Annotated in this window: 23 protein-coding genes, 10 tRNA genes and 1 pseudogene; 16 read left to right on the top strand and 18 right to left on the bottom strand. The window is 40.6% G+C overall.

Annotated features, from left to right (window positions below):
* Positions 1-183 precede the first annotated feature (183 nt).
* The 16 genes from PVK79_RS06805 to lolB all read right to left on the bottom strand — a co-directional run bounded on the left by PVK79_RS06805 (position 184) and on the right by lolB (position 6,804).
* Positions 184-258, bottom strand: a tRNA-Gln gene (locus tag PVK79_RS06805).
* A gap of 38 nt (positions 259-296) precedes the next feature.
* Positions 297-381 (bottom strand) — tRNA-Leu (locus tag PVK79_RS06810).
* 84 nt (positions 382-465) lie between these two features.
* Positions 466-540, bottom strand: a tRNA-Gln gene (locus PVK79_RS06815).
* A gap of 41 nt (positions 541-581) precedes the next feature.
* Positions 582-666 (bottom strand) — tRNA-Leu (locus PVK79_RS06820).
* Between the two features lie 84 nt (positions 667-750).
* Positions 751-825: transfer RNA gene (locus PVK79_RS06825), tRNA-Gln, on the bottom strand.
* Positions 826-865: 40 nt separating this feature from the next.
* Positions 866-950: transfer RNA gene (locus PVK79_RS06830), tRNA-Leu, on the bottom strand.
* A 167-nt stretch (positions 951-1,117) separates the two neighbouring features.
* Positions 1,118-1,194 (bottom strand) — tRNA-Met (locus PVK79_RS06835).
* A 5-nt stretch (positions 1,195-1,199) separates the two neighbouring features.
* Positions 1,200-1,274, bottom strand: a tRNA-Gln gene (locus tag PVK79_RS06840).
* A 38-nt stretch (positions 1,275-1,312) separates the two neighbouring features.
* Positions 1,313-1,397, bottom strand: a tRNA-Leu gene (locus PVK79_RS06845).
* A gap of 63 nt (positions 1,398-1,460) precedes the next feature.
* Positions 1,461-1,537: transfer RNA gene (locus PVK79_RS06850), tRNA-Met, on the bottom strand.
* 278 nt (positions 1,538-1,815) lie between these two features.
* Positions 1,816-2,907: a redox-regulated ATPase YchF gene (gene ychF / locus PVK79_RS06855; RefSeq protein WP_145240629.1), complete on the bottom strand. Its 1,092-nt coding sequence runs from the start codon at positions 2,905-2,907 to the stop codon at positions 1,816-1,818.
* A gap of 34 nt (positions 2,908-2,941) precedes the next feature.
* Positions 2,942-3,526: an aminoacyl-tRNA hydrolase gene (pth, locus tag PVK79_RS06860; RefSeq protein WP_145240631.1), complete on the bottom strand. Its 585-nt coding sequence runs from the start codon at positions 3,524-3,526 to the stop codon at positions 2,942-2,944.
* Positions 3,527-3,543: 17 nt separating this feature from the next.
* On the bottom strand, positions 3,544-4,149 hold the full coding sequence (locus PVK79_RS06865; RefSeq protein ID WP_145240633.1) for a 50S ribosomal protein L25/general stress protein Ctc: 606 nt from the start codon (positions 4,147-4,149) through the stop codon (positions 3,544-3,546).
* A gap of 160 nt (positions 4,150-4,309) precedes the next feature.
* Positions 4,310-5,257 carry a ribose-phosphate pyrophosphokinase gene (locus PVK79_RS06870; protein WP_145240635.1) on the bottom strand — a complete coding sequence of 316 codons (948 nt, stop codon included), beginning with the start codon at positions 5,255-5,257 and terminating at the stop codon, positions 4,310-4,312.
* A gap of 100 nt (positions 5,258-5,357) precedes the next feature.
* Complete coding sequence (ispE, locus tag PVK79_RS06875) at positions 5,358-6,215, bottom strand: 4-(cytidine 5'-diphospho)-2-C-methyl-D-erythritol kinase (RefSeq protein ID WP_257325560.1); 858 nt, start codon at positions 6,213-6,215, stop codon at positions 5,358-5,360.
* A 1-nt stretch (position 6,216) separates the two neighbouring features.
* Positions 6,217-6,804, bottom strand: coding sequence for a lipoprotein insertase outer membrane protein LolB (gene lolB, locus PVK79_RS06880; RefSeq protein ID WP_149980714.1), 588 nt, complete (start codon positions 6,802-6,804; stop codon positions 6,217-6,219).
* Between the two features lie 83 nt (positions 6,805-6,887).
* On the opposite strand from lolB, the gene hemA reads away from it, so the two are divergent.
* From hemA to PVK79_RS06945, 13 genes are all read left to right on the top strand, one after another.
* Positions 6,888-8,144: a glutamyl-tRNA reductase gene (gene hemA / locus PVK79_RS06885; protein WP_182719176.1), complete on the top strand. Its 1,257-nt coding sequence runs from the start codon at positions 6,888-6,890 to the stop codon at positions 8,142-8,144.
* Between the two features lie 7 nt (positions 8,145-8,151).
* On the top strand, positions 8,152-9,237 hold the full coding sequence (gene prfA / locus PVK79_RS06890; RefSeq protein ID WP_145240641.1) for a peptide chain release factor 1: 1,086 nt from the start codon (positions 8,152-8,154) through the stop codon (positions 9,235-9,237).
* A 2-nt stretch (positions 9,238-9,239) separates the two neighbouring features.
* The gene (prmC, locus tag PVK79_RS06895) at positions 9,240-10,082 is read left to right on the top strand and encodes a peptide chain release factor N(5)-glutamine methyltransferase (RefSeq protein ID WP_257325561.1); all 843 of its coding nucleotides are present in this window, start codon (positions 9,240-9,242) and stop codon (positions 10,080-10,082) included.
* Between the two features lie 50 nt (positions 10,083-10,132).
* Positions 10,133-11,674, top strand: coding sequence for a response regulator (locus tag PVK79_RS06900; RefSeq protein ID WP_257325562.1), 1,542 nt, complete (start codon positions 10,133-10,135; stop codon positions 11,672-11,674).
* Between the two features lie 111 nt (positions 11,675-11,785).
* A complete protein-coding gene (locus PVK79_RS06905; protein WP_149980711.1) occupies positions 11,786-12,160 on the top strand; it encodes a SirB2 family protein in 375 nt (124 codons plus the stop codon).
* 124 nt (positions 12,161-12,284) lie between these two features.
* Entirely contained in the window at positions 12,285-13,112 is an 828-nt protein-coding gene (locus PVK79_RS06910) for a tetratricopeptide repeat protein (protein ID WP_257325563.1), read from the top strand.
* A 16-nt stretch (positions 13,113-13,128) separates the two neighbouring features.
* Entirely contained in the window at positions 13,129-14,382 is a 1,254-nt protein-coding gene (locus PVK79_RS06915) for a DUF819 family protein (protein WP_145240649.1), read from the top strand.
* Positions 14,383-14,391: 9 nt separating this feature from the next.
* Positions 14,392-15,246: a 3-deoxy-8-phosphooctulonate synthase gene (kdsA, locus tag PVK79_RS06920; RefSeq protein ID WP_145240651.1), complete on the top strand. Its 855-nt coding sequence runs from the start codon at positions 14,392-14,394 to the stop codon at positions 15,244-15,246.
* A gap of 119 nt (positions 15,247-15,365) precedes the next feature.
* Positions 15,366-16,262 (top strand): transcriptional regulator GcvA, encoded by an 897-nt coding sequence (locus tag PVK79_RS06925; protein WP_145240653.1) that lies wholly within the window; start codon positions 15,366-15,368, stop codon positions 16,260-16,262.
* A 1-nt stretch (position 16,263) separates the two neighbouring features.
* Positions 16,264-16,902 (top strand): alpha/beta family hydrolase, encoded by a 639-nt coding sequence (locus tag PVK79_RS06930; RefSeq protein WP_257325564.1) that lies wholly within the window; start codon positions 16,264-16,266, stop codon positions 16,900-16,902.
* Between the two features lie 25 nt (positions 16,903-16,927).
* On the top strand, positions 16,928-17,296 hold the full coding sequence (locus PVK79_RS06935; protein WP_179959144.1) for a DUF423 domain-containing protein: 369 nt from the start codon (positions 16,928-16,930) through the stop codon (positions 17,294-17,296).
* Positions 17,297-17,334: 38 nt separating this feature from the next.
* Positions 17,335-18,420, top strand: coding sequence for a 23S rRNA (cytidine(2498)-2'-O)-methyltransferase RlmM (gene rlmM, locus PVK79_RS06940; RefSeq protein ID WP_145240657.1), 1,086 nt, complete (start codon positions 17,335-17,337; stop codon positions 18,418-18,420).
* Between the two features lie 177 nt (positions 18,421-18,597).
* Positions 18,598-18,951: a YkgJ family cysteine cluster protein gene (locus PVK79_RS06945; RefSeq protein ID WP_145240659.1), complete on the top strand. Its 354-nt coding sequence runs from the start codon at positions 18,598-18,600 to the stop codon at positions 18,949-18,951.
* A 58-nt stretch (positions 18,952-19,009) separates the two neighbouring features.
* Here the strand turns inward: PVK79_RS06945 and cysZ are convergent, their stop codons facing one another.
* Positions 19,010-19,720 (bottom strand): sulfate transporter CysZ, encoded by a 711-nt coding sequence (gene cysZ, locus PVK79_RS06950; protein WP_425607890.1) that lies wholly within the window; start codon positions 19,718-19,720, stop codon positions 19,010-19,012.
* A 246-nt stretch (positions 19,721-19,966) separates the two neighbouring features.
* On the opposite strand from cysZ, the gene PVK79_RS06955 reads away from it, so the two are divergent.
* Together PVK79_RS06955 and PVK79_RS06960 are read left to right on the top strand one after the other, a co-directional pair.
* Entirely contained in the window at positions 19,967-20,230 is a 264-nt protein-coding gene (locus PVK79_RS06955) for a hypothetical protein (RefSeq protein WP_257325566.1), read from the top strand.
* 99 nt (positions 20,231-20,329) lie between these two features.
* Positions 20,330-20,944: pseudogene (locus PVK79_RS06960) on the top strand (sulfotransferase); the annotation flags it as partial.
* Positions 20,945-20,955: 11 nt separating this feature from the next.
* Here PVK79_RS06960 and PVK79_RS06965 read toward each other — a convergent pair.
* Positions 20,956-22,335, bottom strand: a complete 1,380-nt coding sequence (locus tag PVK79_RS06965) for a hypothetical protein (protein ID WP_257325567.1) — start codon at positions 22,333-22,335, stop codon at positions 20,956-20,958.
* 298 nt (positions 22,336-22,633) lie between these two features.
* Here PVK79_RS06965 and PVK79_RS06970 point away from each other — a divergent pair, with 298 nt between their 5' ends.
* Positions 22,634-23,095 (top strand): GNAT family N-acetyltransferase, encoded by a 462-nt coding sequence (locus PVK79_RS06970; RefSeq protein ID WP_145240665.1) that lies wholly within the window; start codon positions 22,634-22,636, stop codon positions 23,093-23,095.
* Positions 23,096-23,368 lie beyond the last annotated feature (273 nt).

Raw genomic sequence — 23,368 nt, forward strand, 5'->3', positions numbered from 1 at the left:
TAAAAATATGATTATCATAGCGAATTAAATAGCTAACTAATTTAATGTGATTGGTATTAATAGAATGGCTAGGGTGGGCGAAAGCTCACTCATATAATTTTTTGATAAAAGATAAAAGATAAAAGATAAAAGATAAAAGATAAAAGATAAAAGATAAAAGATAGAGAAGGGTACTTATAAAATTGGCTGGGATACCAGGATTTGAACCTGGGAATGCCAGGATCAAAACCTGGTGCCTTACCGCTTGGCGATATCCCAACTTTAAATTTTATTAGTTTTAGTTCTAGGTAAGAACATGGTGCGGAAGGAGAGACTTGAACTCTCACATCCTAAGATACTGGAACCTAAATCCAGCGCGTCTACCAATTCCGCCACTCCCGCATAGTCTGTATAATTATATACGTTTTTGCTGTTTATACTCGTAGCTAGAGTTATTCTTTAACAACATTCTTTGGTAAAAGAAGTTGGCTGGGATACCAGGATTTGAACCTGGGAATGCCAGGATCAAAACCTGGTGCCTTACCGCTTGGCGATATCCCAACAAAGAAACAGTTGATAGTTTTGATTCTTATCAAGAATCATGGTGCGGAAGGAGAGACTTGAACTCTCACATCCTAAGATACTGGAACCTAAATCCAGCGCGTCTACCAATTCCGCCACTCCCGCATAGTTCGTATAATTATATACGTTTTTGCTGTTTATACTCGTAGCTAGAGTTATTCTTTAACAACATTCTTTGGTAGAAGAAGTTGGCTGGGATACCAGGATTTGAACCTGGGAATGCCAGGATCAAAACCTGGTGCCTTACCGCTTGGCGATATCCCAACAAAGAATCAATTGATAGTTTTAGTTCTTATCAAGAACATGGTGCGGAAGGAGAGACTTGAACTCTCACATCCTAAGATACTGGAACCTAAATCCAGCGCGTCTACCAATTCCGCCACTCCCGCATCGAACATACAGGTAACAATGTATTGGAACCTAAATCCAGCGCCTAATTCAAGACAACTGCTAATTCCGCTACTCCTGCATACTTTGTGTAATAAAACACTAGGTAGTTATTTTAAACTCTTTATTGAGTGTAGTTTATACTCCTACAGAGCCATTTCAAAATAAATGGTGGCTAAGACGGGATTTGAACCTGTGACCCCATCATTATGAGTGATGTGCTCTAACCAGCTGAGCTACTTAGCCATTGTTGGCTGGGATACCAGGATTTGAACCTGGGAATGCCAGGATCAAAACCTGGTGCCTTACCGCTTGGCGATATCCCAACAATAACAATTGATAATTTTAATTCTTATCAAGAACATGGTGCGGAAGGAGAGACTTGAACTCTCACATCCTAAGATACTGGAACCTAAATCCAGCGCGTCTACCAATTCCGCCACTCCCGCATACGTTGTGTAATAAAACACTAGGTAGTTATTTTAAACTCTTCATTGAGCAACAAAAAATAATGGTGGCTAAGACGGGATTTGAACCTGTGACCCCATCATTATGAGTGATGTGCTCTAACCAGCTGAGCTACTTAGCCATCTTTTTTGTTAGCACTTCATCGCTGAGTGCGGGGCGTATTATGCTGATATGACCCAAATCCGTCAACACCTTTTTTGCAAAAAAACACGTATCTTGGTTTGTTTGCGGGAAAAATAGGCTAACAGGCTAAATTTTAATAAAAATGGTGTTTTTTTAACTGCTTTATTGTGACTTATTCACAACAGCTGATATTTAATGATAGTGCAAAAATAAAAAAGGCTCGTAAAAACGAGCCTTTAAAAATCACTAAAGGTGATAGGTCACACTGGGATGGTGTTAAACATTGAACAAGAAGTTCATTACATCGCCATCTTTAACTATGTATTCTTTGCCTTCTTGGCGCATCTTACCTGCTTCTTTTGCACCACTTTCACCTTTATAGGCGATGTAGTCATCAAAAGCGATGGTCTGTGCACGGATAAAGCCGCGCTCAAAGTCAGTGTGGATTTTACCAGCAGCTTGTGGCGCAGTTGCACCTACTGGGATTGTCCATGCACGTACTTCTTTTACACCTGCAGTAAAGTAGGTTTGTAAATGAAGTAACTCATAACCACCACGGATCACTAGATTCAAACCTGGCTCATCCAGACCAAGATCGGCCATAAACTCAAGTTTATCTTCTTCATCTAGTTCCGAAAGCTCAGATTCAATCGCGGCACATACAGGCACAACAACAGCATCTTCAGCAGCAGCAATTTCGCGTACACGGTCAAGATATGGGTTATTTTCAAAACCATCTTCAGCTACGTTAGCAATATACATAGTTGGTTTGATTGTTAAGAAGTTAACAGAGCTAATAGCCGCTTTTTCTTCTTTAGTTAATGCTAAAGAACGTAAAGTTAAGCCTTCATCAAGGTGTACTTTTACTTTTTCAAGTACGGCATTTTGTTCTTTTGCGTCTTTATCGCCACCTTTGGCTTTTTTCGCGTTACGGAAAAGGGCTTTTTCAGCGCTATCCATATCAGCAAGTACTAACTCGGTGTTGATCACATCAATATCATCAGCAGGATCAATGGTACCTGCAACGTGAATGATGTTGTCATCTTCAAAGCAGCGCACTACGTGGCCAATTGCATCGGTTTCACGAATGTTAGCTAAAAACTGGTTACCAAGACCTTCCCCTTTCGATGCGCCTTTTACAAGACCCGCAATATCCACAAATTCCATACTCGTTGTAAGAATACGTTGTGGTTTTACAATCTTTGCAAGTTCGTCTAGACGAGGATCTGGCACCGGTACCACGCCCGTATTTGGCTCGATGGTACAAAAAGGAAAGTTAGCGGCTTCAATACCCGCTTTGGTTAATGCATTGAAAAGTGTTGATTTACCAACATTAGGCAAACCGACGATGCCACATTTGAAACCCATAGTTAAGATACCTTGTTTAGATCCGCTTAACCAATTATGGCTTAAACGAATGTAGTCTGTTTTGTGCTTTTAACACACCGTCTTTTGCAAGTATTTCCATACAACGAACTGCTTCATCTACTGCGGCATCCATTTTCTCTTGGTCTTCTTTGGCTGCTTTTCCAAGCACCCATCCGGTCACCATTTCACGGTGTCCTGGATGACCTATGCCAACGCGCAAACGCATGAAATCTTTTTGATTTGCCATCTTTGCAATAATGTCTTTTAAACCATTATGGCCACCGTGTCCGCCACCTTTTTTTAATTTGGCAACACCGGGTTCTAAATCCATTTCGTCATGGGCAACTAGAATGCTCTCAACGGGAATTTTGAAAAAGTTGGCTAAACTACCGACAGCTTTACCACTTAAATTCATATAAGTAGTAGGGATCAGTAATTTGAATTCTTGACCTTGGATGATCACTTTGCCGGTAAGGCCGTGATACTTAGGATCGTGTTTTAGCGTACAGTTGTAGCGTGCAGCGAGTTGCTCGATGAACCAAGCACCTGCATTGTGGCGTGTGTTTGCGTATTCGGGGCCTGGATTAGCCAGGCCCACAAGCATTTGAATAGAATTCAAGGTGCAAACCTTAAAAATTATTCTGCAGCTTCGTCTTCAACTGGCGCAGCTTTGTTAGCTTTGATAGTTACGATAGACTGGTCGTGATCAGCACCTTTCGCTAAATCAACAGATGAAACACCTGCTGGAAGTTTAACGTCAGAGATGTGTATTGAGTCACCAGCAACTAGGCCAGCTACGTCAACTTCTACGAATTCAGGAAGTGACTTAGGAAGACACGTGATTTCGATTTCTGTTAATTGGTGAACTACAGTGTTACCCGCTTTAGTTACCGCTTCTTCACCGATGAAGTGAACTGGTACTTTAGTGTTAAGTTTGTGAGTAGCATCTACACGTTGGAAATCAAGGTGAGTGATTTTAGGCTTGAACGGGTGACGTTGGATATCTTTAAGGATAGCTTCAACTTTTTCACCAGCGATATCAAGAGTAAGGATGTGAGTGTAAAAACCTTCACTTTCTTGTGCTTTGATAATATCTTTGTGTTCAAAAGTAAGTGATGCAGCTTCTTTGTCAGCACCGTAAAGGATCGCAGGGATTTTATCTTCACGACGTAGGCGGCGGCTCGCACCTGTACCCGTAGCTGTGCGTAATTCTGCATTAAATGTATATGTTTCGTTAGACATGATGTCTCCAATAATTAAATAGTGTAGGGCCTTTGCGACCAAGGTCCCTAGCCAAAAGGCGCGCTATCATACCACCGCGACTAATTAAAAGAAACACGATACATAAAAAAAGCGCCAACGAGGCGCTTTATTACATCAGGATATTTTAACTAAACCAAGTTTAGTGTTCGAACATCGCTGAAATAGATTCTTCATTGCTGATACGGCGAATTGTTTCAGCTAGCATGTCTGCAAGTGTTAACACTTTAATTTTATCAATTGCTTTTAATTCAGCAGACAGTGGAATTGAGTCAGTTACAATCACTTCATCAATTACTGAGTTACGAATGTTTTCTAATGCTTGGCCAGAAAGTACAGGGTGAGTAGCGTAAGCGAATACTCGCTTAGCACCGTGTTCTTTAAGTGCTTCAGCTGCTTTACATAAGGTACCGCCAGTATCGATCATATCATCAACGATGATACAGTCACGGCCTTCAACGTCACCAATAATGTGCATTACTTGAGAAACATTCGCTTGTGGGCGACGCTTATCAATAATGGCAAGATCGGTATCGTTTAATAACTTAGCAATAGCACGGGCACGAACTACACCGCCGATATCAGGTGATACAACAACAACATCATCAAATTGACGCTCTTTCATATCTTCAAGTAGCACTGGGCTACCGAACACATTATCAACTGGTACATCAAAGAAGCCTTGGATTTGCTCAGCGTGTAAATCAACCGTTAGAACTCGGTCAACACCTACACTTGATAAGAAATCGGCAACAACTTTTGCTGTGATTGGTACGCGAGCAGAGCGCACGCGGCGATCTTGACGTGCATAACCAAAATAAGGAATGACGGCTGTTATACGACCTGCAGATGCACGACGTAAGGCATCAACCATTACAATAAGCTCCATCAAGTTATCGTTAGTAGGGGCACAGGTTGATTGCACAATAAAAACATCCGAGCCACGAACATTTTCATTAATTTGAACACTGATCTCACCGTCGCTAAAACGGCCAACAACAGCATCGCCAACTTCAATATATAAACGTTTTGCAACTTTTTGAGCTAACTCAGGTGTTGCGTTACCAGCGAAGAGCTTCATGTCAGGCACGGTAGGGTTCCTCAGGCACTGAATTTTTGGACTAATAAGCGATAAAAAAAGTATAGCTTATTAACTTAAACTTTATTTACTTGTACGTTACTTCATTGCTTCAATGTATAGCGTCCAACTGCGTATGAGCAGGAGAGATATTAACGCTGCTGGCAATAAAACCGTCCCAGTTATGGGGGAGATTTTCAAGAACATGTTGCGCTTCTTTTTGCGTGGCAAATTCAACAAAACAGCATGAACCTGTGCCAGTCATCTTCGACGGAGCGTATTTTAGCAACCACTGGAGGGTCTTTTCAACCTCAGGGCAGAGCTTTTTAACTAAAGGCTCGCAATCGTTGGCTAATGTTTGTTGCTGCCAGTGGCCTTTTAGCTTCGGTGTATTGCGTTTTAAATCTGGGTGAGTAAAAATTTTCGCGGTGCTGACATGTTCACTTGGATGCACTACACAATACCATTTTGACGGCAGCTCTACATTCACTAACTTCTCGCCAATGCCTTGAGCTAGGGCGCTTTTGCCGTTAATGAACACCGGCACATCTGCGCCTAACTGCACGCCAAGCGCTGCTAATTCAGACAGTGATAACTGGCATTGCCATAATTTATTAAGCGCTAAAAGTGTGCTGGCCGCATCTGAAGAACCACCACCAACGCCGCCTCCCATGGGTAATATTTTAGTTAAATTTATTTTTGCGCCAAAAAGGGAATTTGTGTGTTTTTGTAATAAAACGGCCGCTTTATAGATCAAATTATCTTTTAGGGGGATATCGGTGGTGTCACCAGTGACTTCAATTTCAGTTGTTTCAGTCAAAGTAAATGTGAGTTGATCGCCATAATTTAAAAAAGTAAATAAGGTTTCCAGTTCATGATAGCCATCTTCACGACGGCCATTAATGTGTAAAAATAAATTGAGCTTGGCAGGAGCCAATAACGAAAATGAAGTCATAGTGTGCGTAGTCATGTTAGTTAAAGTGCCACTCGTAAAGTTGAATTTTTATTTTAATATCTTGGTGTTTTAACGTGAGCTTTTTAGGTAACCAAAATCCGGCGTATTGTTGGTAATCAGCGTAGCTTATTTGCCATTGATCGCCATCGGGTGCGTGCCAAGTTACATTTTTCGCTCGGCCTAGTTCATCAACTTGCAAACTTGGATCGTCAACAGTGCCTTTTAACCAATTATCGGCGCTGTCCATCGGTATATTAAAACCAGTGAGCCTAGCAAGCAGGCGCGATGCATTAATGTCATGGTAAATGTGATCATCGTATTCAAGTTCAGCGCCGTTAGTATTTTGTGTTAATGCTAAAACACGGGTACCGATAAAACTCGTTAAAATAAGTTGGTTTAACTGTTCTTGTTGTTGCCAATTTAAGTTTGCTGATTGGCGTTCATCTGGACTAATAAAAGCCAGTTTTCCTTCAACTTGCCAATTGGTTTGTTGTGATAATTGCGACTTCCAATCGTCATAAAGAGCTGTTTGAGGGCTAATTTGCTGCGCACAACCACTTAAAAATAAAAAAAATATGAGTAAAATCAAATATAGTCGAATCAAATGTCGTTCCTTACTTTCCATATTCCGCTGATTTTTGGTAAAATTATCGTCTTTCGAGCACGGCTTAGCAATATTTGGCACATATGACCATAGTAGCACTTGGTATTAATCATAAAACCGCATCTGTAGAATTACGCGAAAAGGTTGCCTTTTCGCCTGAGCAATTGTCAGAAGCATTACAGCAACTGAGCGATCACGATCAGTTTAATGAAGCGGTTATTGTGTCCACATGTAACCGAACAGAAATCTATTGTAGCCTCGCTCAGCAAAATTCCCAAATACTGTTGCAATGGTTAGCTAGTTTCCACGGTTTGGATGAATACGAACTGAGCAGTAATGTATATTGTCATCAAGATAATGATGCTATCAATCATTTAATGCGTGTGTCATGTGGCCTAGATTCTTTGGTGCTAGGTGAACCGCAAATTCTTGGTCAAATAAAGCAAGCTTATAATAGCGCCAAAAATCACAATTCGGTGAGTGTGGTATTTGACCGGTTATTTCAAAAAACCTTTTCGGTAGCAAAACAAGTAAGAACGGAAACCGATATAGGCGCCAGTGCGGTGTCTGTTGCTTATGCTGCGGTTAATTTAGCTAAACATATATATGGCAAGTTAGATAAAACCAAAGTGCTATTAATTGGTGCCGGGGAAACAATTGAGCTGGTAGCGAAACATTTATATCAAAATGAACCACAACAGATCACCGTGGCGAATCGCACCATAGAGCGTGCACGCCTTCTGGCAGAAGATGTTAATGCCGACGTTATTGCGTTAGCGCAGTTACCTGAACGCTTACATCAGGCGGATATAGTGATCAGTTCGACAGCAAGTACTTTGCCAATTATTGGTAAAGGGGTAGTTGAACAAGCGCTAAAACAACGCCGTAATAAGCCAATGTTATTTATTGATATTGCAGTACCGCGCGATATTGAAAGCCAAGTAGGTGAATTAGATGCGGCCTATTTGTATTCGGTTGATGACTTACAGGCAATAGTAAGCGAAAATATCGCTTCAAGAGAACAAGCCGCCGATGAAGCGCAAGTGATTATTACCCAGCGCTGTGCGGAATTTGTGATGTGGATGCGTTCACTCGACTCTGTCGATCTGATCCGCTCTTATCGCCAAGATGTACACGATATTAAGTCTGAGCTGGTTGATAAGGCAATAAGCCAATTAAACACCGGTAAAGACGCAGAAAAAATTATTTTAGAGCTGGCCAACAAGTTAACCAACCGCCTAATGCACGCGCCTACCCGTGCAATTCAAGATGCGGCTAAAAAAGGTGAAGTTGCTCAGTTAAGCCAATTAAAGAAAATGTTAGGTATTGATCAGGAATAGCAGTTACATGAAAGAGTCCGTTTATCGTAAGTTAGAAACCTTAGTAGAGCGTTATGAAGAAGTACAAGCGCTGCTAAGTGATCCGTCAGTTATTAGCGACCAAAATCGTTTTCGTGCGCTTTCAAAAGAATATTCTGAGTTGGAAGAAATTGTTAAAGCATTTTTAGGCTATCAGCAAACACAAGATGATGTTGCTACAGCAGAAGAAATGCTAAAGGATTCGGATCCTGATATGCGTGAGATGGCGCAAGAAGAATACAAAGAAGCCAAAGCGCAAATCCTTGCTATCGAAGATCAAATACAAGTGTTGATGCTACCAAAAGATCCGCGCGACAATAATAATGTGTTTTTAGAAGTACGTGCCGGCACGGGGGGCGATGAAGCAGCCATTTTTGCTGGTGATTTATTCCGTATGTATACCCGTTATGCTGAAACTAAAAAGTGGAAAGTAGAGATTGTGAGCACCAATGAAGGTGAGCACGGTGGTTACAAAGAAGTCATTGCTAACATTAGTGGTGAAGGCGTGTACGGGCAATTGAAGTTTGAATCTGGTGCTCACCGGGTACAACGTGTGCCAGAAACTGAATCGCAAGGACGAGTACATACCTCTGCGTGTACTGTTGCGGTAATGGCTGAAGTGCCAGAAGCTGAAGCGATTCAAATTAATACCGCTGATATTAAAGTTGATACGTTCCGTGCCTCAGGTGCCGGTGGTCAGCACGTTAATAAAACTGACTCGGCAATTCGTATTACCCACTTACCAACAGGTGTAGTGGTTGAGTGCCAAGATGAACGTTCACAGCATAAAAATCGCGCGAAAGCGATGTCAGTGCTTGCTGCACGTTTACAACAAGCGGAAGATGAAAAACGTCACGCGGCTGAAGCATCAGAGCGTCGTAACTTAGTCGGTAGCGGTGACCGTTCAGAACGTATTCGTACTTATAACTATCCGCAAGGACGTATTACAGATCACCGTATCAATCTCACTTTATACCGTTTAAATGAGGTAGTTGCCGGCGACTTAGGTTGTGTGATTGAGCCGCTAATGCAAGAGCATCAGGCTGATTTACTAGCCGCTATGGGTGATGAGTAATCGTGACCGACACGATTGAAAGTGCTGTTTCGCGTGCTACTTTGCTGCTGCAAAGTAGCAGCGATAGTGCCAAATTAGACGCTCAAGTATTATTGCTCGACGTATTACAAAAACCACGTAGCTACTTATTTAGCTGGCCAGAACAAAAGTTAACACCGCAACAACAACAGCTCTTTGAAAGTTATTGCCAACGTCGCTTAACAGGTGAGCCAGTGGCTCATATAACGGGCACGCGTGAATTTTGGAGTTTGCCACTGCAGGTTAATCCCACTACGCTGATCCCCCGTCCAGATACCGAAACACTGGTTGAATATACGCTCAGTTTGCCTTTACCTGTGGCCGCTAAAGTGCTTGATTTAGGCACTGGGACTGGTGCAATTGCGCTTGCACTTGCCAGCGAAATGCCACTTTGGCAAATCACAGGGGTTGATAGGGTTGCTGATGCTGTGGCGCTTGCGAATACAAATAAGCAGCGGTTAGGCTTTATTAATGTAGACTTTGTGCAAAGTGATTGGTTTAGCCAAGTTACAGCACAACAGTTTGATCTAATAGTTAGTAATCCGCCGTATATCGAATATGATGATATTCACTTACATCAAGGTGACGTACGTTTTGAACCACTTTCTGCGTTAGTTGCCGATGATGACGGTATGGCTGATATAAAGTATATTATTACTCAAGCACGCAATTTTTTAACGTCAAATGGTTACCTTGTCATTGAGCATGGTTATCAACAAAGTACTAAAGTGCATAGTTTTTTTGCACAAATGGCGTATACAAATATACTTACAGTTAAAGACTTAGCAAATAACGATCGTGTAACGCTCGCACAGTGGCCGGGATAATTATAAAAATTACAGTGCGAGAGCAAAATAAACGCCTTTGAGGACTCAGTATGATGGATGATTTTTTGTTTTCGGATGAACCACAAGAAGTAGAAAGTGAAGTAGTTAAGGGGACATGGAAAGTCATCATTGTTGATGATGAGCCTGAGGTTCATGCTGTCACGAAACTGGCATTAAGTGATTTTGAGTTTCAAGACAAACGTTTAGAGTTTATTAGTGCATACTCAGGGGCTGAGGCTAAAGTACAAATAGATAATAATCCCGATGCTGCAATCGTACTGCTCGATGTAGTGATGGAAACCGACGATGCAGGCTTAAAAGTCGCGCAATATATTCGTGAAGTCGCTAAAAATAATCATATCCGTATTATCCTTCGTACAGGTCAACCCGGCCAAGCGCCAGAGCGCCAAGTTATTGTTAATTATGATATCAATGACTACAAATCAAAAACTGAACTTACCGCACAAAAACTATTTACTGTAGTGATGTCGAGCTTACGTTCTTATCGCGATATTTTATCGATTGAACAATCTCGTCAAGGGCTTGAAAAAATCATTAAAGCATCTCGAGATATTTTTTCAGCGCACTCACTTGATCATTTCATTGAAGGGGTGATGCAACAATTAACATCGTTGCTCGGCACTGTTGATCAAGCAATGTACGCCACCAGTTTAGTGGCAGGTAACCCACAAGATAATCAGCATAAATTAGTGGTGTTTTCTGGGCGAGGCGATTTTGAACGCAGCGAAGGTAAAGCAATTGAAGAGGTCTTGAATACCGAGCAGCTATCAGCATGTAAACAAGCATTTAGAGATAAAAACATTGTTTATAAAGACAATTATTTGTTTGCATACTGTTGCAGCGAACATAATCATAATTCAATGCTTTTTATATCCGGTATTCCGCACGACTTATCGGATACACAGCGCCATTTGATTGAAATATTTTCGCAAAATGTACAGTTAGCGTATGAGAATGTGCAATTACAATCAGAGGTCGAAGCAACTCAGCAAGAGTTAGTGCTTCGTTTAAGCGAAGCTCTGGAGCAGCGTTCAACCGAAACGGGCAATCATGTTAAGCGGGTCTCGCATATATGTAATACTTTAGCACTGGCGTATGGTTTATCGAAACGTGAGGCTGACTTAGTTCGTTTAGCGTCGCCACTTCATGATGTTGGTAAGGTCGGTATTCCTGACGCTATTTTAAATAAGCCGGGTAAATTGACCTGCGAAGAGTGGGAAATCATGAAAACGCACACTCAAAAAGGTTACCTTATATTACAAGGTTCTCGTCGTGAAATCGTTAATGCGGGTGCTCAAATTGCACGTGATCACCATGAAAAATGGGATGGTTCAGGTTACCCACAAGGGATCCAAGGAGAAGACATTCATATTTTTGGCCGTATAGTGGCGCTTGCAGATGTGTACGATGCGCTGCGCCATAAACGCTGTTACAAAGAAGCGTGGACGCTTGATGATGTCGTTAATGAAATCAATCAGCAAAAAGGCAAACACTTTGAGCCTAAACTAGTCGATGCATTTAACGACAACCTAGCGGAGCTTGAAGAAATTTTAACGCGTTTTCCAGATTAAAAAATAATACCCAGTGCATTGAACTGGTGAGTTATTTAACGCATTAGAATAGGCATGTTTAATAACATTGGTACAATTTCTTTTTTAACATTAATGAGTAGTTAGGGGCATATGGATTATTTAGCAGTCAAACACACACACATGGCAATTGCAGTTTTAAGCATTGTTCTATTTTATGTACGTTCATTTTCTCGCCTCGGCAGTGGTGCAATCGCTAAAAATAAATTGGTATTTATTGGTAGTCACGCAACCGATACGTTTTTACTTATTTCAGCCTTCGCGCTGATGGCTATTGCAAAAATTAATCCACTAGAACAAACTTGGCTGCTTGAAAAGATTATTCTTGTAGTGGCGTATATTGCACTGGGTATTATTGCCAGTAAACAGCAAAAAACCAGTATAAAAATTGTGTTTTTAGTTGTTACGACTGTGGTCATTGCCTTCATTGGTAAGCTAGCGGTTGCCAAAACAGCGTTTATTTTGTAACTAAAGGTGTTCAAAGGCTGCACTAAACAGTCTTTGAACGTTAATCTAACGTGCTACGTTGGTATCTGTGTAAAAAAATAGGTAAACTAGTCATTCATTTTCTATTAAAGATGTTGCCGTATTAATGACCACCCCTTGGTTTGAAGATCAAAATGAATCCTATCAAGATGAGGCTTTTGACACATTCGTTCCCCAAGCGTTGTATCGTTGTATAAGCGCTGAAGCGAAGTGGGATCCTCAAGCTGATTTAAGTGATAGCTTTGCCACACTGAGCGACTTTGAAAATCAAGTCACCGAACTATGCCAACAATACCCTGATATTCACGAACGGTTTGATGCGTTAGTTGATATGTTTTTTACTCAGTGGTTATTTAGCGTATCCAGTTTAAAAGTCCCAGAATACACCTTAAATAGCTTTAGCTATATGCTGAGTATGCGCAGTGGTTCTGAAATAACACTGGGTATTTTATTATGCCATTTGCTGAACCATGCTGGTTTTGATGCAAATGTAACGATTAATAATAGTGAAATAAATGTCCATGTTGCTATTAGCGATGAGGAAGGTTATTTACTTGAGCCGAGTTCAGGTCAACAAAGTTGGTATATTATTCCTGAAAACGCCAGTGAAGAAAATGGTGATGAGCAAGAGCCGCTTGAGCTCATTTTTGACGAAGAAGTGTATAAGCTTTATCTAGCACAACAAAAGTGGGCCTTTATTAGCAGTAATAAATTTGGTCATGCTTTGAGCTGTGTTGAGATGCTGATGGAGCTAATAGGCGATGACCCGTACGAAAGACGCGACAGAGGCTATTTACTTAACCAGCTTGATTGTCCGAAAATGGCACGTGACGACTTACAATTTTTTATCGATGAGTGTCCAGATGATCCTGCAATTGATATTATTCAGCATCAACTTGAAGAACTTGAAGATAATCACAAAACTCACCATTAACTTTTAAGGAATTTACATGGCTGACGCCCATACTGCCCTGATCACCAATGACGCGGTTGTCTTTGGTTTATTAGCAGTAATATTAGGCTTTATTTTTAAAACATCGAACAGTCAAAATAGCGCACTGAAAAAGTTTTACAAATATGTCCCAGCATTATTACTGTGCTATTTTTTACCTTCACTATTGAATACTTTTGGCATTGTTGATGGTCATTCATCTAATGTGTACTTTGTAGCATCACGTTACTTGCTTCCGGCGTGCTTAATTTTACTGACCATTAGTATTGATTTACGTGCCATTATTAATCTTGGTCCGAAAGCATTAATTATGTTTTTAACTGGTACTGCGGGTATTGTGATCGGCGGCCCGTTGGCCATTTTGATCATGAGCGCAGTGTATCCAGAAGCAGTCGGTGGTCATGGCCCTGATGCAGTATGGCGTGGCATGACCACGATTGCTGGAAGCTGGATTGGTGGTGGTGCAAACCAAGCATCGATGAAAGAAATGTTTGAAGTTGGCGGAGATATATTCTCAGCAATGGTTACGGTAGATGTGATTGTCGCTAATTTATGGATGGCAGTATTACTGTTAATGGCTGCCAACCATAAAGCCATTGATGCGAAAACAGGCGCGGATACTAGCGCGATTGAAGAGTTAAAAAATCGCGTTGAAAAATACCAAGCCGAGCACGCACGTCTGCCAACACTCAATGATTATATGCTGATCATTGCAATTGCATTTGGTATTACCGGTCTTGCGCATTTTTGTGCAGACTTTTTAGGACCTTACTTTGGCGCTAATTTTCCATGGGCACAAGAATATAGCTTAAACAGCAAGTTCTTTTGGTTAATTGTTATTTCGACGACCATAGGTATTGCATTGTCGTTTACTAAAGTACGTCATATTGAAGCCTTTGGCGCATCTAAAGTAGCCTCCAGCTTTTTGTATATTTTAGTAGCATCAATTGGCCTTCATATGAATATTACGGCTATATTTGAATCGCCTATGTATTTCGTCATTGGCTTAATTTGGATGCTTACCCACGCCAGTTTAATGTTAATTGTGGCAAAAATAATTAAAGCGCCGCTATTTTATATGGCCGTTGGCTCACAAGCGAATGTGGGCGGTGCGGCATCGGCACCTGTGGTTGCTTCGGCATTTCACCCATCGCTTGCGCCAGTTGGGGTATTATTAGCCGTTCTGGGCTATGGCGTAGGCACGTATATGGCATATATTTGTGGTTTAATGATGCAAGCAGTTGCACCTTAAGGAATAAAAATGAACAACCATTTAATTAAAATTAATGATATTGAACTGGCAAACGAAAAACCGTTTGTATTGTTCGGTGGCATGAATGTACTTGAGTCTCGTGATTTAGCAATGCGTATCGCCGAGCATTATGTAGAAGTGACCACTAAGCTTAATATTCCTTATGTGTTTAAAGCGTCATTTGATAAAGCAAACCGTTCATCAATTAATTCATACCGTGGTCCTGGCATGGAAGAAGGCTTAAGGATTTTTGAAGAAATTAAAAAAACGTTTAATGTTCCTTTGATCACTGACGTCCATGAGCCGCATCAAGCAGCGCCTGTGGCAGAAGTGGTTGATGTGATCCAATTACCAGCATTTTTGGCGCGCCAAACAGATTTAGTGGTCGCAATGGCGAAAACGGGCGCAATTATTAATGTTAAAAAGCCACAATTTTTAGCCCCGCACGAAATGCGCCACATCATTACTAAATTTAATGAAGCGGGTAATAACAATGTTGTATTGTGCGAGCGTGGCTCAAGCTTTGGTTATAATAACTTAGTCGTTGATATGCTGGGTATGGATGACATGAAACCAATGGCTCCGGTTATTTTTGATGCCACTCATGCTTTACAACGTCCAGGTGGGCGCAGTGATTCTGCCGATGGTCGTCGTGCACAAGCGGCAGAACTTGCTCGCAGCGGCATGGCATTAGGGTTAGCGGGTTTATTTATTGAAGCGCATCCTAATCCTAATGAAGCTAAATGTGATGGCCCATGTGCACTTGCATTAAGTAAGTTGGAAGGTTATTTAAGTCAAATGAAAGCCGTGGATGATTTAGTTAAAAGCTTTGGCCCATTGGATACCAGCGCCAGCGACTTGTAATCGCAAAGCGTGATAAGAAAAGCGACGAAAGTCGCTTTTTTTATGTCTTGAATATACACTTCCTTGGCATGTGTATATAATCTTATCCATAAGAAAAACTAATTCTAAGTTTGATCACTATGTCTCGACGTGTTCCGCCACTAAACGCATTAAAAGCATTTGAAGCTGCTGCTCGCCATTTGAGTTTTACTAAAGCGGCTGAAGAGTTATACGTCACACAGGCGGCGGTAAGTCATCAAATAAAAACTTTAGAAGAGCATCTTGGCTTAAAACTATTTTTGCGAAAAAACCGTTCTTTATTACTCACCGAAGAAGGCCAAGGTTACTTTTTAGATATTAAAGAAATATTTACTCAGCTAATTGATGCTACCGAAAAGCTATTAGCCCGTGGTGCAAAAGGCTCATTAACCGTGAGTTTAACGCCCAGCTTTGCTATTCAATGGTTAGTGCCACGCTTGAGCTTATTTAACGAACTGCACCCTGAGATAGATGTACGAATAAAAGCCCAAGATCAAGACGAAAACTCACTCACCGATGATGTTGATGTGGCTATTTATTATGGCCGTGGTCATTGGAGTGGCGTGCAAACGCATAAACTGCATACCGAATACTTAGTACCTTTGTGTAGCCCTATGCTATTAACAGGGCCAAAGCCGCTGGATCAGCCAAGTGATTTGGCAAACCATACTTTATTACACGATACCACCCGTAAGAACTGGAAAACGTGGATGAAAACCGCCGGTGTACGTAATGTGCAAGTAAACCAAGGACCAATATTCAGTCACTCATCAATGGTGCTGCAAGCAGCTGTGCATGGTCAAGGGGTTGCTATTGGTAACAGTGTGCTTGCTAAACCTGATATTGATGCAGGACGTTTAGTTATTCCGTTTAACCACAGTTTAGAAAGTAAAAATGCGTACTATTTAGTAAGTCGTGAAACGCAATCTGAATTAGGCAAAATAGTATCGTTTAAGCAGTGGATGCTGAGTTTAGTCGAACAAGAGCAAGAGTATTAATATGACTATCGAATGGATTAAAAGTGACCAACAACCCGCTTTGGCACAATTTATTTTTGCCCATGGTGCTGGAGCCGCTAGTGATTCAGAATTTATGCAGAAAATGGCAAGCTTGCTGGCAGAGCAAGGTATTGATGTTGGCTTATTTGACTTTAAATATATGCAAATAGCCAAGCAAACCAATAAGCGTCGCCCGCCAGATCGTGCGCCTAAATTACTGCAATACTTTGAGCATATATTAACCTTTGTACAGCCAAGCTTACCGTTATTTATTGGTGGCAAGTCAATGGGCGGGCGGATGGCATCAATGCTTGTCAGTGAAGAGCGAGTAACAATGCCAACAATTTCAGGCGTATTGGCATTTGGCTATCCATTTCATCCACCAGGCAAGCCTGATAAATTACGCATTGATCATTTTGGTAAAATACCATGCCCGTTTATGGTGCTCCAAGGCGAGCGCGATACATTTGGTACCCGTGACGAATTAACACAGCTACAACTGGATAAACGCCCAGAGTTTGTGTGGCTAGCTGATGGCGATCATTCCTTAAAACCACGCAAACGCAGTGGCTTTACAGAGTTAGGTAATGTGCAAACTGCCGCTGAGCACGCGGCTAGTTTTATCAAACAGCATATTTAAAGGCATCTTTAGCAGGAAAAAAATCATGATTAAACTATTTTTAATGACTGGCAGTTTATTTTGCATGCTATCAGTGGTGTTGGGCGCCTTTGCGGCTCATGGTTTAAAAAGCCGTGTTTCTGAATATGCTATTGGCGTATTTAAAACTGCGGCAGAGTATCAGATGGTGCATGGCCTTGCGTTAATTGCGATTGCCATTTTAATAAAATGGGGAATTAATCTCACATCGGCTGGTTGGTTTATTATTGCTGGTATTTTGTTGTTTAGTGGCAGTTTATATTTATTAGCAATCACCGGTTATAAGTGGCTTGGCCCCATCACACCCGTTGGTGGTTTATGTTTTATTATTGGTTGGACTATTTTATTAGTGCAAGTAGCACGGTTTAAATTTTAATAGAGAATATCGCTCAAAAGAGCAATTAAAGGGTTTTTATGTCAAGTGTAGTGATTTACTGCCGTAGTGGTTTTGAAAATGATGCAGCTGCAGAAATAACATTTCATGCCGCAGAGCAAGGTTTTGCTGGGTATGTAAAAGCAAAGCCAAATACCGGCTATGTTATTTACGAATGTTTTGAAGCGCAGCATAGTGATGAAATCATCAAAAAGGTTGATTTCAAAAATATGGTATTTGCCCGTCAGTGGTTTGCCGGCACTTTACTTGAAAACATGCCCGTCGAAGACCGTGTTGGCGAAATAGTAAAAGCAGCGGTCGATTTTCCACTTTGCTCAGAGCTACGGGTAGAAACACCTGATACCAATGAAGGCAAGGAGCTGTTAACTTTCTGCAAAAAAATCTCTACCCCACTTAAAAAGGCTTTAGAGAAACAAAACACCGTGTTACGCGAACCTAAAGCCAATCGCCCCGTAATGCACATCATGTTTTTAACTAATAACACCGCGTTTGTTGGTCATTCATATAGTTATAATAATTCCCCATTTTTTATGGGAATATTACGACTAAGAATGCCAAGTGATGCACCGAGTCGCTCGACCTTAAAACTGGATGAAGCGTTTAATGTGTTTATTGCGGAAAAAGATCGTGAAGCGCGAGTTCAAGCCGGTATGCGCAGTGTTGACTTAGGTGCCTGCCCAGGTGGTTGGACGTATCAACTAGTGCGTCGCGGTATGTTTGTTAGCGCCATTGATAACGGCCCAATGAATGATGATTTAATGCAAACAGGTCAAGTTAAGCACTTTCGTGTTGATGGTTTTAAATACCGCCCTGAGAAAAGAAATATTACTTGGTTAGTATGCGATATGGTAGAAAAACCAACCAAAGTAACCAGTCTTATGATTGATTGGGCGGTCAACGCATACGCGAAAGAACTTATCTTTAACTTAAAGCTGCCAATGAAAAAGCGCTTTGACAGTGTTTATGAGTGCTTAACGATGATCAAAGAAGAGCTTAATAAATACGGTATAAGCTATGAATTACAAGCTAAGCATCTTTATCACGATAGGGAAGAAGTAACTGTTCATTTGAACGTCACGAAAGTGCCACAAAGTCTATATAGTTAATAAGCTTGTAAAGTTTAGATATATAAAAGCACAGCATTAGCTGTGCTTTTTACGTTATGGCGTAAGTCTACACTAACATAGCATTGCAAGTTACTGCACATAACGCGTAATATAGGGTTTATGGAGAATTAGTTAAGTTGCGGCATGAATGCACAGCATAATAAAAGGTAAATATAAATGTACAAAAACCAAAAAGTAATCTTGCGATTACGCGCTAACATTCCATCGTTTGAATGTGTTGAAGGTTGCCATGATTGCTGCGGTCCAGTGACAACATCATCTGAAGAAATGTCGCGATTACCGGTAAAAAGCGATGCAGAGCACGAAGCGGCATTAAATGAATTTAATTGTGTACACTTAGGTCCAAAGGGATGCACTGTATATGATGAACGGCCATTAATTTGTCGTTTGTTTGGCACAACTCCAAGGATGCCATGCCCAAATGATCGCGCTCCAGAGCAGCCAGTTGATCCTAAAATTGAGCGCGAAGTGCATCATTTCATTGCTAATACACGGCAAGTTTTAGTGTAAATAGTGCTGCAAATAGGGGACTTAATAATGGCTTATATTGTCGTCCCCTCTGAGCTTTTTATTCGCGGTAGTTAGGGCGGTATTGATCAACCCATAAGCGAGTTGCGCCGCACACAGCGACAGGCATAACAATTAAATTCACGATAGGAATGGCTGTAAGCAACAATACTGCTAAGCCGAATCCATACGAGAGAGTTTGTTTTTGTTTTAAGTCTTCTTTCATTTCTTTAAAGCAAATTTTGTGATTATCAAACGGATAATCTTTGTATTGCACTGCATACATCCAACAGGTAAACATCACCCATAACACTTGGCCGATAACAGGTAATATCCATAGCAAGATAAAAAAGCCAATGGCACGTGGTAGGTAATAGCACAACTTAGTCCACTCGCGGCCAAGCATTCGTGGCACATCTTTCACTATCTCCGCTAAGCCATCATCATTAATTTTTTGCCCCGTTAAGTGCAGCTCTACTTTTTCACTGAGTAAGCCATTAAAGGGCGCGGCAATGAAATTAGTGATCACCGAAAACAGCATACTGTAGCTAAATAAAATCACTAATACTGCAATAGGCCACATCAGCCACTCCAGCCAACTTAACCACGTTGGTAATAGATCATTTAAATAAGCAAACCCATCGGTAAGCCAGCCATATAAAAAGAATAATGAGCTACCAAAAAGCACTATATTGATTAATAAAGGAATAAATACAAATCGCTTCAAGCCTTTTTGGGTAATTAATTTGAAGCCCGAAAAAAAATATTCCATACCTTGTGTAAACTGCACGCTAAAACCTCTGATCATATCGACATTGCCCTCAGTATAAATTGCTCAGATATTTTGAACAGTATTTTTGCGTAACAAAGTGTTTAATATTTGAAGCTTTTCAAGAGAAGTGCGACAGTTAAGGAGGTTAATTGAGGACTAAGAACAACAGTTAGCAATGATGTATTAACTAATTGAATCAGAATAATGACTCAGCTATGCTCGCCTTGTAAGTAAAACATTCAGGAAATGTCATTTTCTGATTTTAATGCATTTATAAAAGAGGGTATTTTGGAATCATTTAACATTACTCGTATAGATACCGAGTTTGGGATTTTTCGTATTTCAGGTTTATGGGATACTTTAAATGTTAATGCACTAACTATAATATCAATTGAAATTATGGGCACAGATGGTTGGGTACTATTAAATCAAACATACGATGCAGTTACTAAATTAATAATAGACCTCATTCCCATCCTACAATTATATTTATTTAGTAAAGACGAATGAAATTGTATTTTATGGATGAATAGTCTGTATCAATGTCTGAATCCTAACACGCTTGGTATATACTAGCGGCCTTTTAAAAATGAGTAACGTTGGATGTCTAAGATTTTTATTATCGGTCTACCTCGAACCGGCACCACGAGCATCAGTGTTGCGTTGTTAGAAATGGGTTTGTTGGTTGCGCATACCGCGTTTACTAAAAAAGCGTTTGAAATGGCTGATGCTATATCTGACGCACCGTGTTTTAGTGACTATATGCATTTAGATGGGTTATTTCCTGGTGCTAAGTTTATTTATTTAAACCGAGACCTAAAAGCATGGTTGCCATCCATCACGATGCTGCTTGAAAAAATGGCGCCACATCTTGATCTTAAAACAGGGCACTTTAGTCCGGTTCTAAAGCGCAGCTTTCATCAAACGTTTCCCTCTATTTACCCGTTGAGTGAGCGCGAGTTAGCCGATTGTTATACTAAACATCAACACGCAGTGTTTCATTATTTCAAAGGCCGTGATGATTTTTTATCTCTTGATGTGAGCGAACCTGGCGGCCTGTTGAAGCTAAAACAGTTTTTGGGAATGTCGCCTGAGGGCGATACTGACTTTGCGAAATTAAATGTTGGCCGTAATGTGGCAAACTGGCGTGAGTATAAACACCCTAATAAGGTGAATGCCAACTTAGCCGGAGCAGAGCATCGCAAGTTCTTTGACTACAGTTGATTGATTTAGAATTAGTCAGTTTTGGGCTCTTTACTATCAGCTGAACTGTGAATATTACCACTACTAAAAAAACTGAGTTTGGCGATTAAATTAGGAACTAGTCGCTCGCTATTATAATCATAAATTTTATTCATTTGTTTTACGTGAAATGCACCTTCTATCCGATCAATATTATTTATTGCCCATGCCTCAACCGAATCTGAGCGAGTAAACTGCTCTGGCATTTTTTCTTTATCATCAAGTAGTGTTTGCCATAATTCGTTTTGGATCTGTGCTGGACTCCCTGTGAATTGCTCTAGCGTATCGTTTATCCAGCCCATGCCAATGTCGTTATAGGCGTTTAAGATATTGCTATAAAGCTCACGTCTATTAGAGTCAGAGCTAATATTATCTTGCTGTGCAACAAACTTACCATTATCCATTTGGTAATACTGCTTATTGGCTTGATAATTAGTTTGCTGTGCAAGGTAACTAAATAAGTTAGGTTCACGGTCTTTATCAACTTCATTGAGCATTGCCAATACATCATCCGTTTGATGGTTTTTAACTAAGCTCATCATGTCGATGATACCACTGCTTTGTGTAAGCGTACTGTCAGATAAGTGGTCATTTAACTGCATAAGTTGATCTTCGCTGAGGTTTTTTTCTATTAATAAATTGGTGTAGTCATTTGCCAATTCATATTTTGCACTGTTAGCCTTATAGTTTGATTTAAACCAGTTTATGGTTTCAGGCATACTGATCATTTCGACTCTTTCATTACCATGCTCATTTTCACCTAATGGTGACACCGGCTTCTTATAATCATTCCCTTGTTGTAATAATTTATCCATTGTTGCGAGGGTACTGCTCAAGGCATCATCTGACAGTTTGCTTAAAGATGAAATTAACTGTGCACTGTTGTTGTTGTTTTCTGTGCCAAAGTGATAGCTAGATGTTGTAACAACAAATTGACTAAATACAGCAAGCTCTTCATCACTCATTTTTTGCACCAAATCAAGTAGTTCTTGTGTTGGTTTTAGGTGTTGGAACATAAATTTATGTTCACCTTCAAGTCGGTCTACTTGATCTAAAAAAGCATTTATATCATCGGGATCTGTAAAGTCACCATAGCGATAGGTCGGCTCTTTAATCGGTTCACCTATGTTAATGGTGGTGCTAGAGGTGACTCTATAACGGTTCATACCAATATAAGAAGAGGGGGTGTAATCTTGATTAAGTTTGCGGCCTTTAAATGGATCATAAAGGGGCGTAATTGCTGCGTCTTCGAGCGTTGAAAAGTGATCTTGTGGTTCGACAAGAGAAGCGGCGGCTTTAAACTCCGTGGCGCGATTGGCCGACACCGTTTGCAAAGCTATTTGCTGCGCTTGACCAAGATTGGGGAGTTTCATTGTTATTCCTTTAACGTTAACTTAGCTATTTATCGACGCAGGGCGTTAAAGCTTTAGTCGTTAATTTATTTTTTAACCCGTATTTTTATAAAAGTCGCTAACGTTTAACACCACAGCAAACTATTATCTTGACGTGTTTGCTACTTTTTAGAAAATAGCTAAATGCTGTTATTTTGACATACGACAAAGTCGTGACTAATAAGACAGCAAATAAATGAAAAATCCATAGTTCTGGGTTGTTCATTTGCAACAATTCGGTATAGTTTGTTATCAAACAATAAATATAATTAGAGCTTTTATGCAGTTAGTCGACTTAACCCCTGATGATCCGGATGTGATTAATGTTTTTTCTGATATCGATAGGCTTATAAATTCTCTGTACCCAGTAGCCACGGCGCAATCGCTGTCGGTGAGTGAGCTTGGTCAAGCTAATGTGTACGCCATTGGCTTAAAAAGCGAGGAGGGTATTGTTGCATGTGGTGCGATTGTCAGACAGTTCGACACAGTACCTTATGGTGAAATACGCCGTCTATATGTCAAACCAAGTCATCGTGGTAAAGGCTTGTCTCGGCGTATAATGCAAATTTTATTGCATCATGCTGGCGAAGAAGAGATCCCTTTGATCCGGTTAGAAACAGGCCCGAAACAGGCTGAATCGATTAGTCTGTATGAAAATTTAGGTTTTAAACGCTGTGCAAGTTTTGGTAATTATACCGATAATCCACATAGCTTGTTTATGGAGTTAGGGCTCAGTCAATAAGGCTGATTAGTGGCTAGAAACTGTCTACGCTTTGTGTTTTAGTTTTTGAGTACTTCATCGATTTAATCTCCTACACAACTACGGCTTATACACGGATATAAGTCGACATTTATATGCTTAAATGGCCTTGGTCAGCGCCACTTTTATCATTGAGAGTCACGTTTTCGGCTAACTTTTATATATATATTCCCTTTTAAGCCTTCTATTTTTTATACTAAATACTCCAGTGCCCAACAAATAAAAGGGCCGTTGTTATCAACACTAAAACTCACT

The organism is Pseudoalteromonas rhizosphaerae, from assembly GCF_028885455.1.
Classification (GTDB): domain Bacteria; phylum Pseudomonadota; class Gammaproteobacteria; order Enterobacterales; family Alteromonadaceae; genus Pseudoalteromonas; species Pseudoalteromonas rhizosphaerae.

Coding starts and splice junctions, on each gene's coding strand:
- ychF (WP_145240629.1), bottom strand. CDS start 2,907: ATGGGTTTCAAATGTGGCATCGTCGGTTTGCCTAATGTTGGTAAATCA.
- PVK79_RS06865 (WP_145240633.1), bottom strand. CDS start 4,149: ATGTCTAACGAAACATATACATTTAATGCAGAATTACGCACAGCTACG.
- ispE (WP_257325560.1), bottom strand. CDS start 6,215: ATGACTACGCACACTATGACTTCATTTTCGTTATTGGCTCCTGCCAAG.
- hemA (WP_182719176.1), top strand. CDS start 6,888: ATGACCATAGTAGCACTTGGTATTAATCATAAAACCGCATCTGTAGAA.
- prfA (WP_145240641.1), top strand. CDS start 8,152: ATGAAAGAGTCCGTTTATCGTAAGTTAGAAACCTTAGTAGAGCGTTAT.
- PVK79_RS06900 (WP_257325562.1), top strand. CDS start 10,133: ATGATGGATGATTTTTTGTTTTCGGATGAACCACAAGAAGTAGAAAGT.
- PVK79_RS06905 (WP_149980711.1), top strand. CDS start 11,786: ATGGATTATTTAGCAGTCAAACACACACACATGGCAATTGCAGTTTTA.
- PVK79_RS06910 (WP_257325563.1), top strand. CDS start 12,285: ATGACCACCCCTTGGTTTGAAGATCAAAATGAATCCTATCAAGATGAG.
- PVK79_RS06915 (WP_145240649.1), top strand. CDS start 13,129: ATGGCTGACGCCCATACTGCCCTGATCACCAATGACGCGGTTGTCTTT.
- kdsA (WP_145240651.1), top strand. CDS start 14,392: ATGAACAACCATTTAATTAAAATTAATGATATTGAACTGGCAAACGAA.
- PVK79_RS06925 (WP_145240653.1), top strand. CDS start 15,366: ATGTCTCGACGTGTTCCGCCACTAAACGCATTAAAAGCATTTGAAGCT.
- PVK79_RS06930 (WP_257325564.1), top strand. CDS start 16,264: ATGACTATCGAATGGATTAAAAGTGACCAACAACCCGCTTTGGCACAA.
- PVK79_RS06935 (WP_179959144.1), top strand. CDS start 16,928: ATGATTAAACTATTTTTAATGACTGGCAGTTTATTTTGCATGCTATCA.
- rlmM (WP_145240657.1), top strand. CDS start 17,335: ATGTCAAGTGTAGTGATTTACTGCCGTAGTGGTTTTGAAAATGATGCA.
- PVK79_RS06945 (WP_145240659.1), top strand. CDS start 18,598: ATGTACAAAAACCAAAAAGTAATCTTGCGATTACGCGCTAACATTCCA.
- cysZ (WP_425607890.1), bottom strand. CDS start 19,720: ATGGAATATTTTTTTTCGGGCTTCAAATTAATTACCCAAAAAGGCTTG.
- PVK79_RS06955 (WP_257325566.1), top strand. CDS start 19,967: ATGTCATTTTCTGATTTTAATGCATTTATAAAAGAGGGTATTTTGGAA.
- PVK79_RS06965 (WP_257325567.1), bottom strand. CDS start 22,335: ATGAAACTCCCCAATCTTGGTCAAGCGCAGCAAATAGCTTTGCAAACG.
- PVK79_RS06970 (WP_145240665.1), top strand. CDS start 22,634: ATGCAGTTAGTCGACTTAACCCCTGATGATCCGGATGTGATTAATGTT.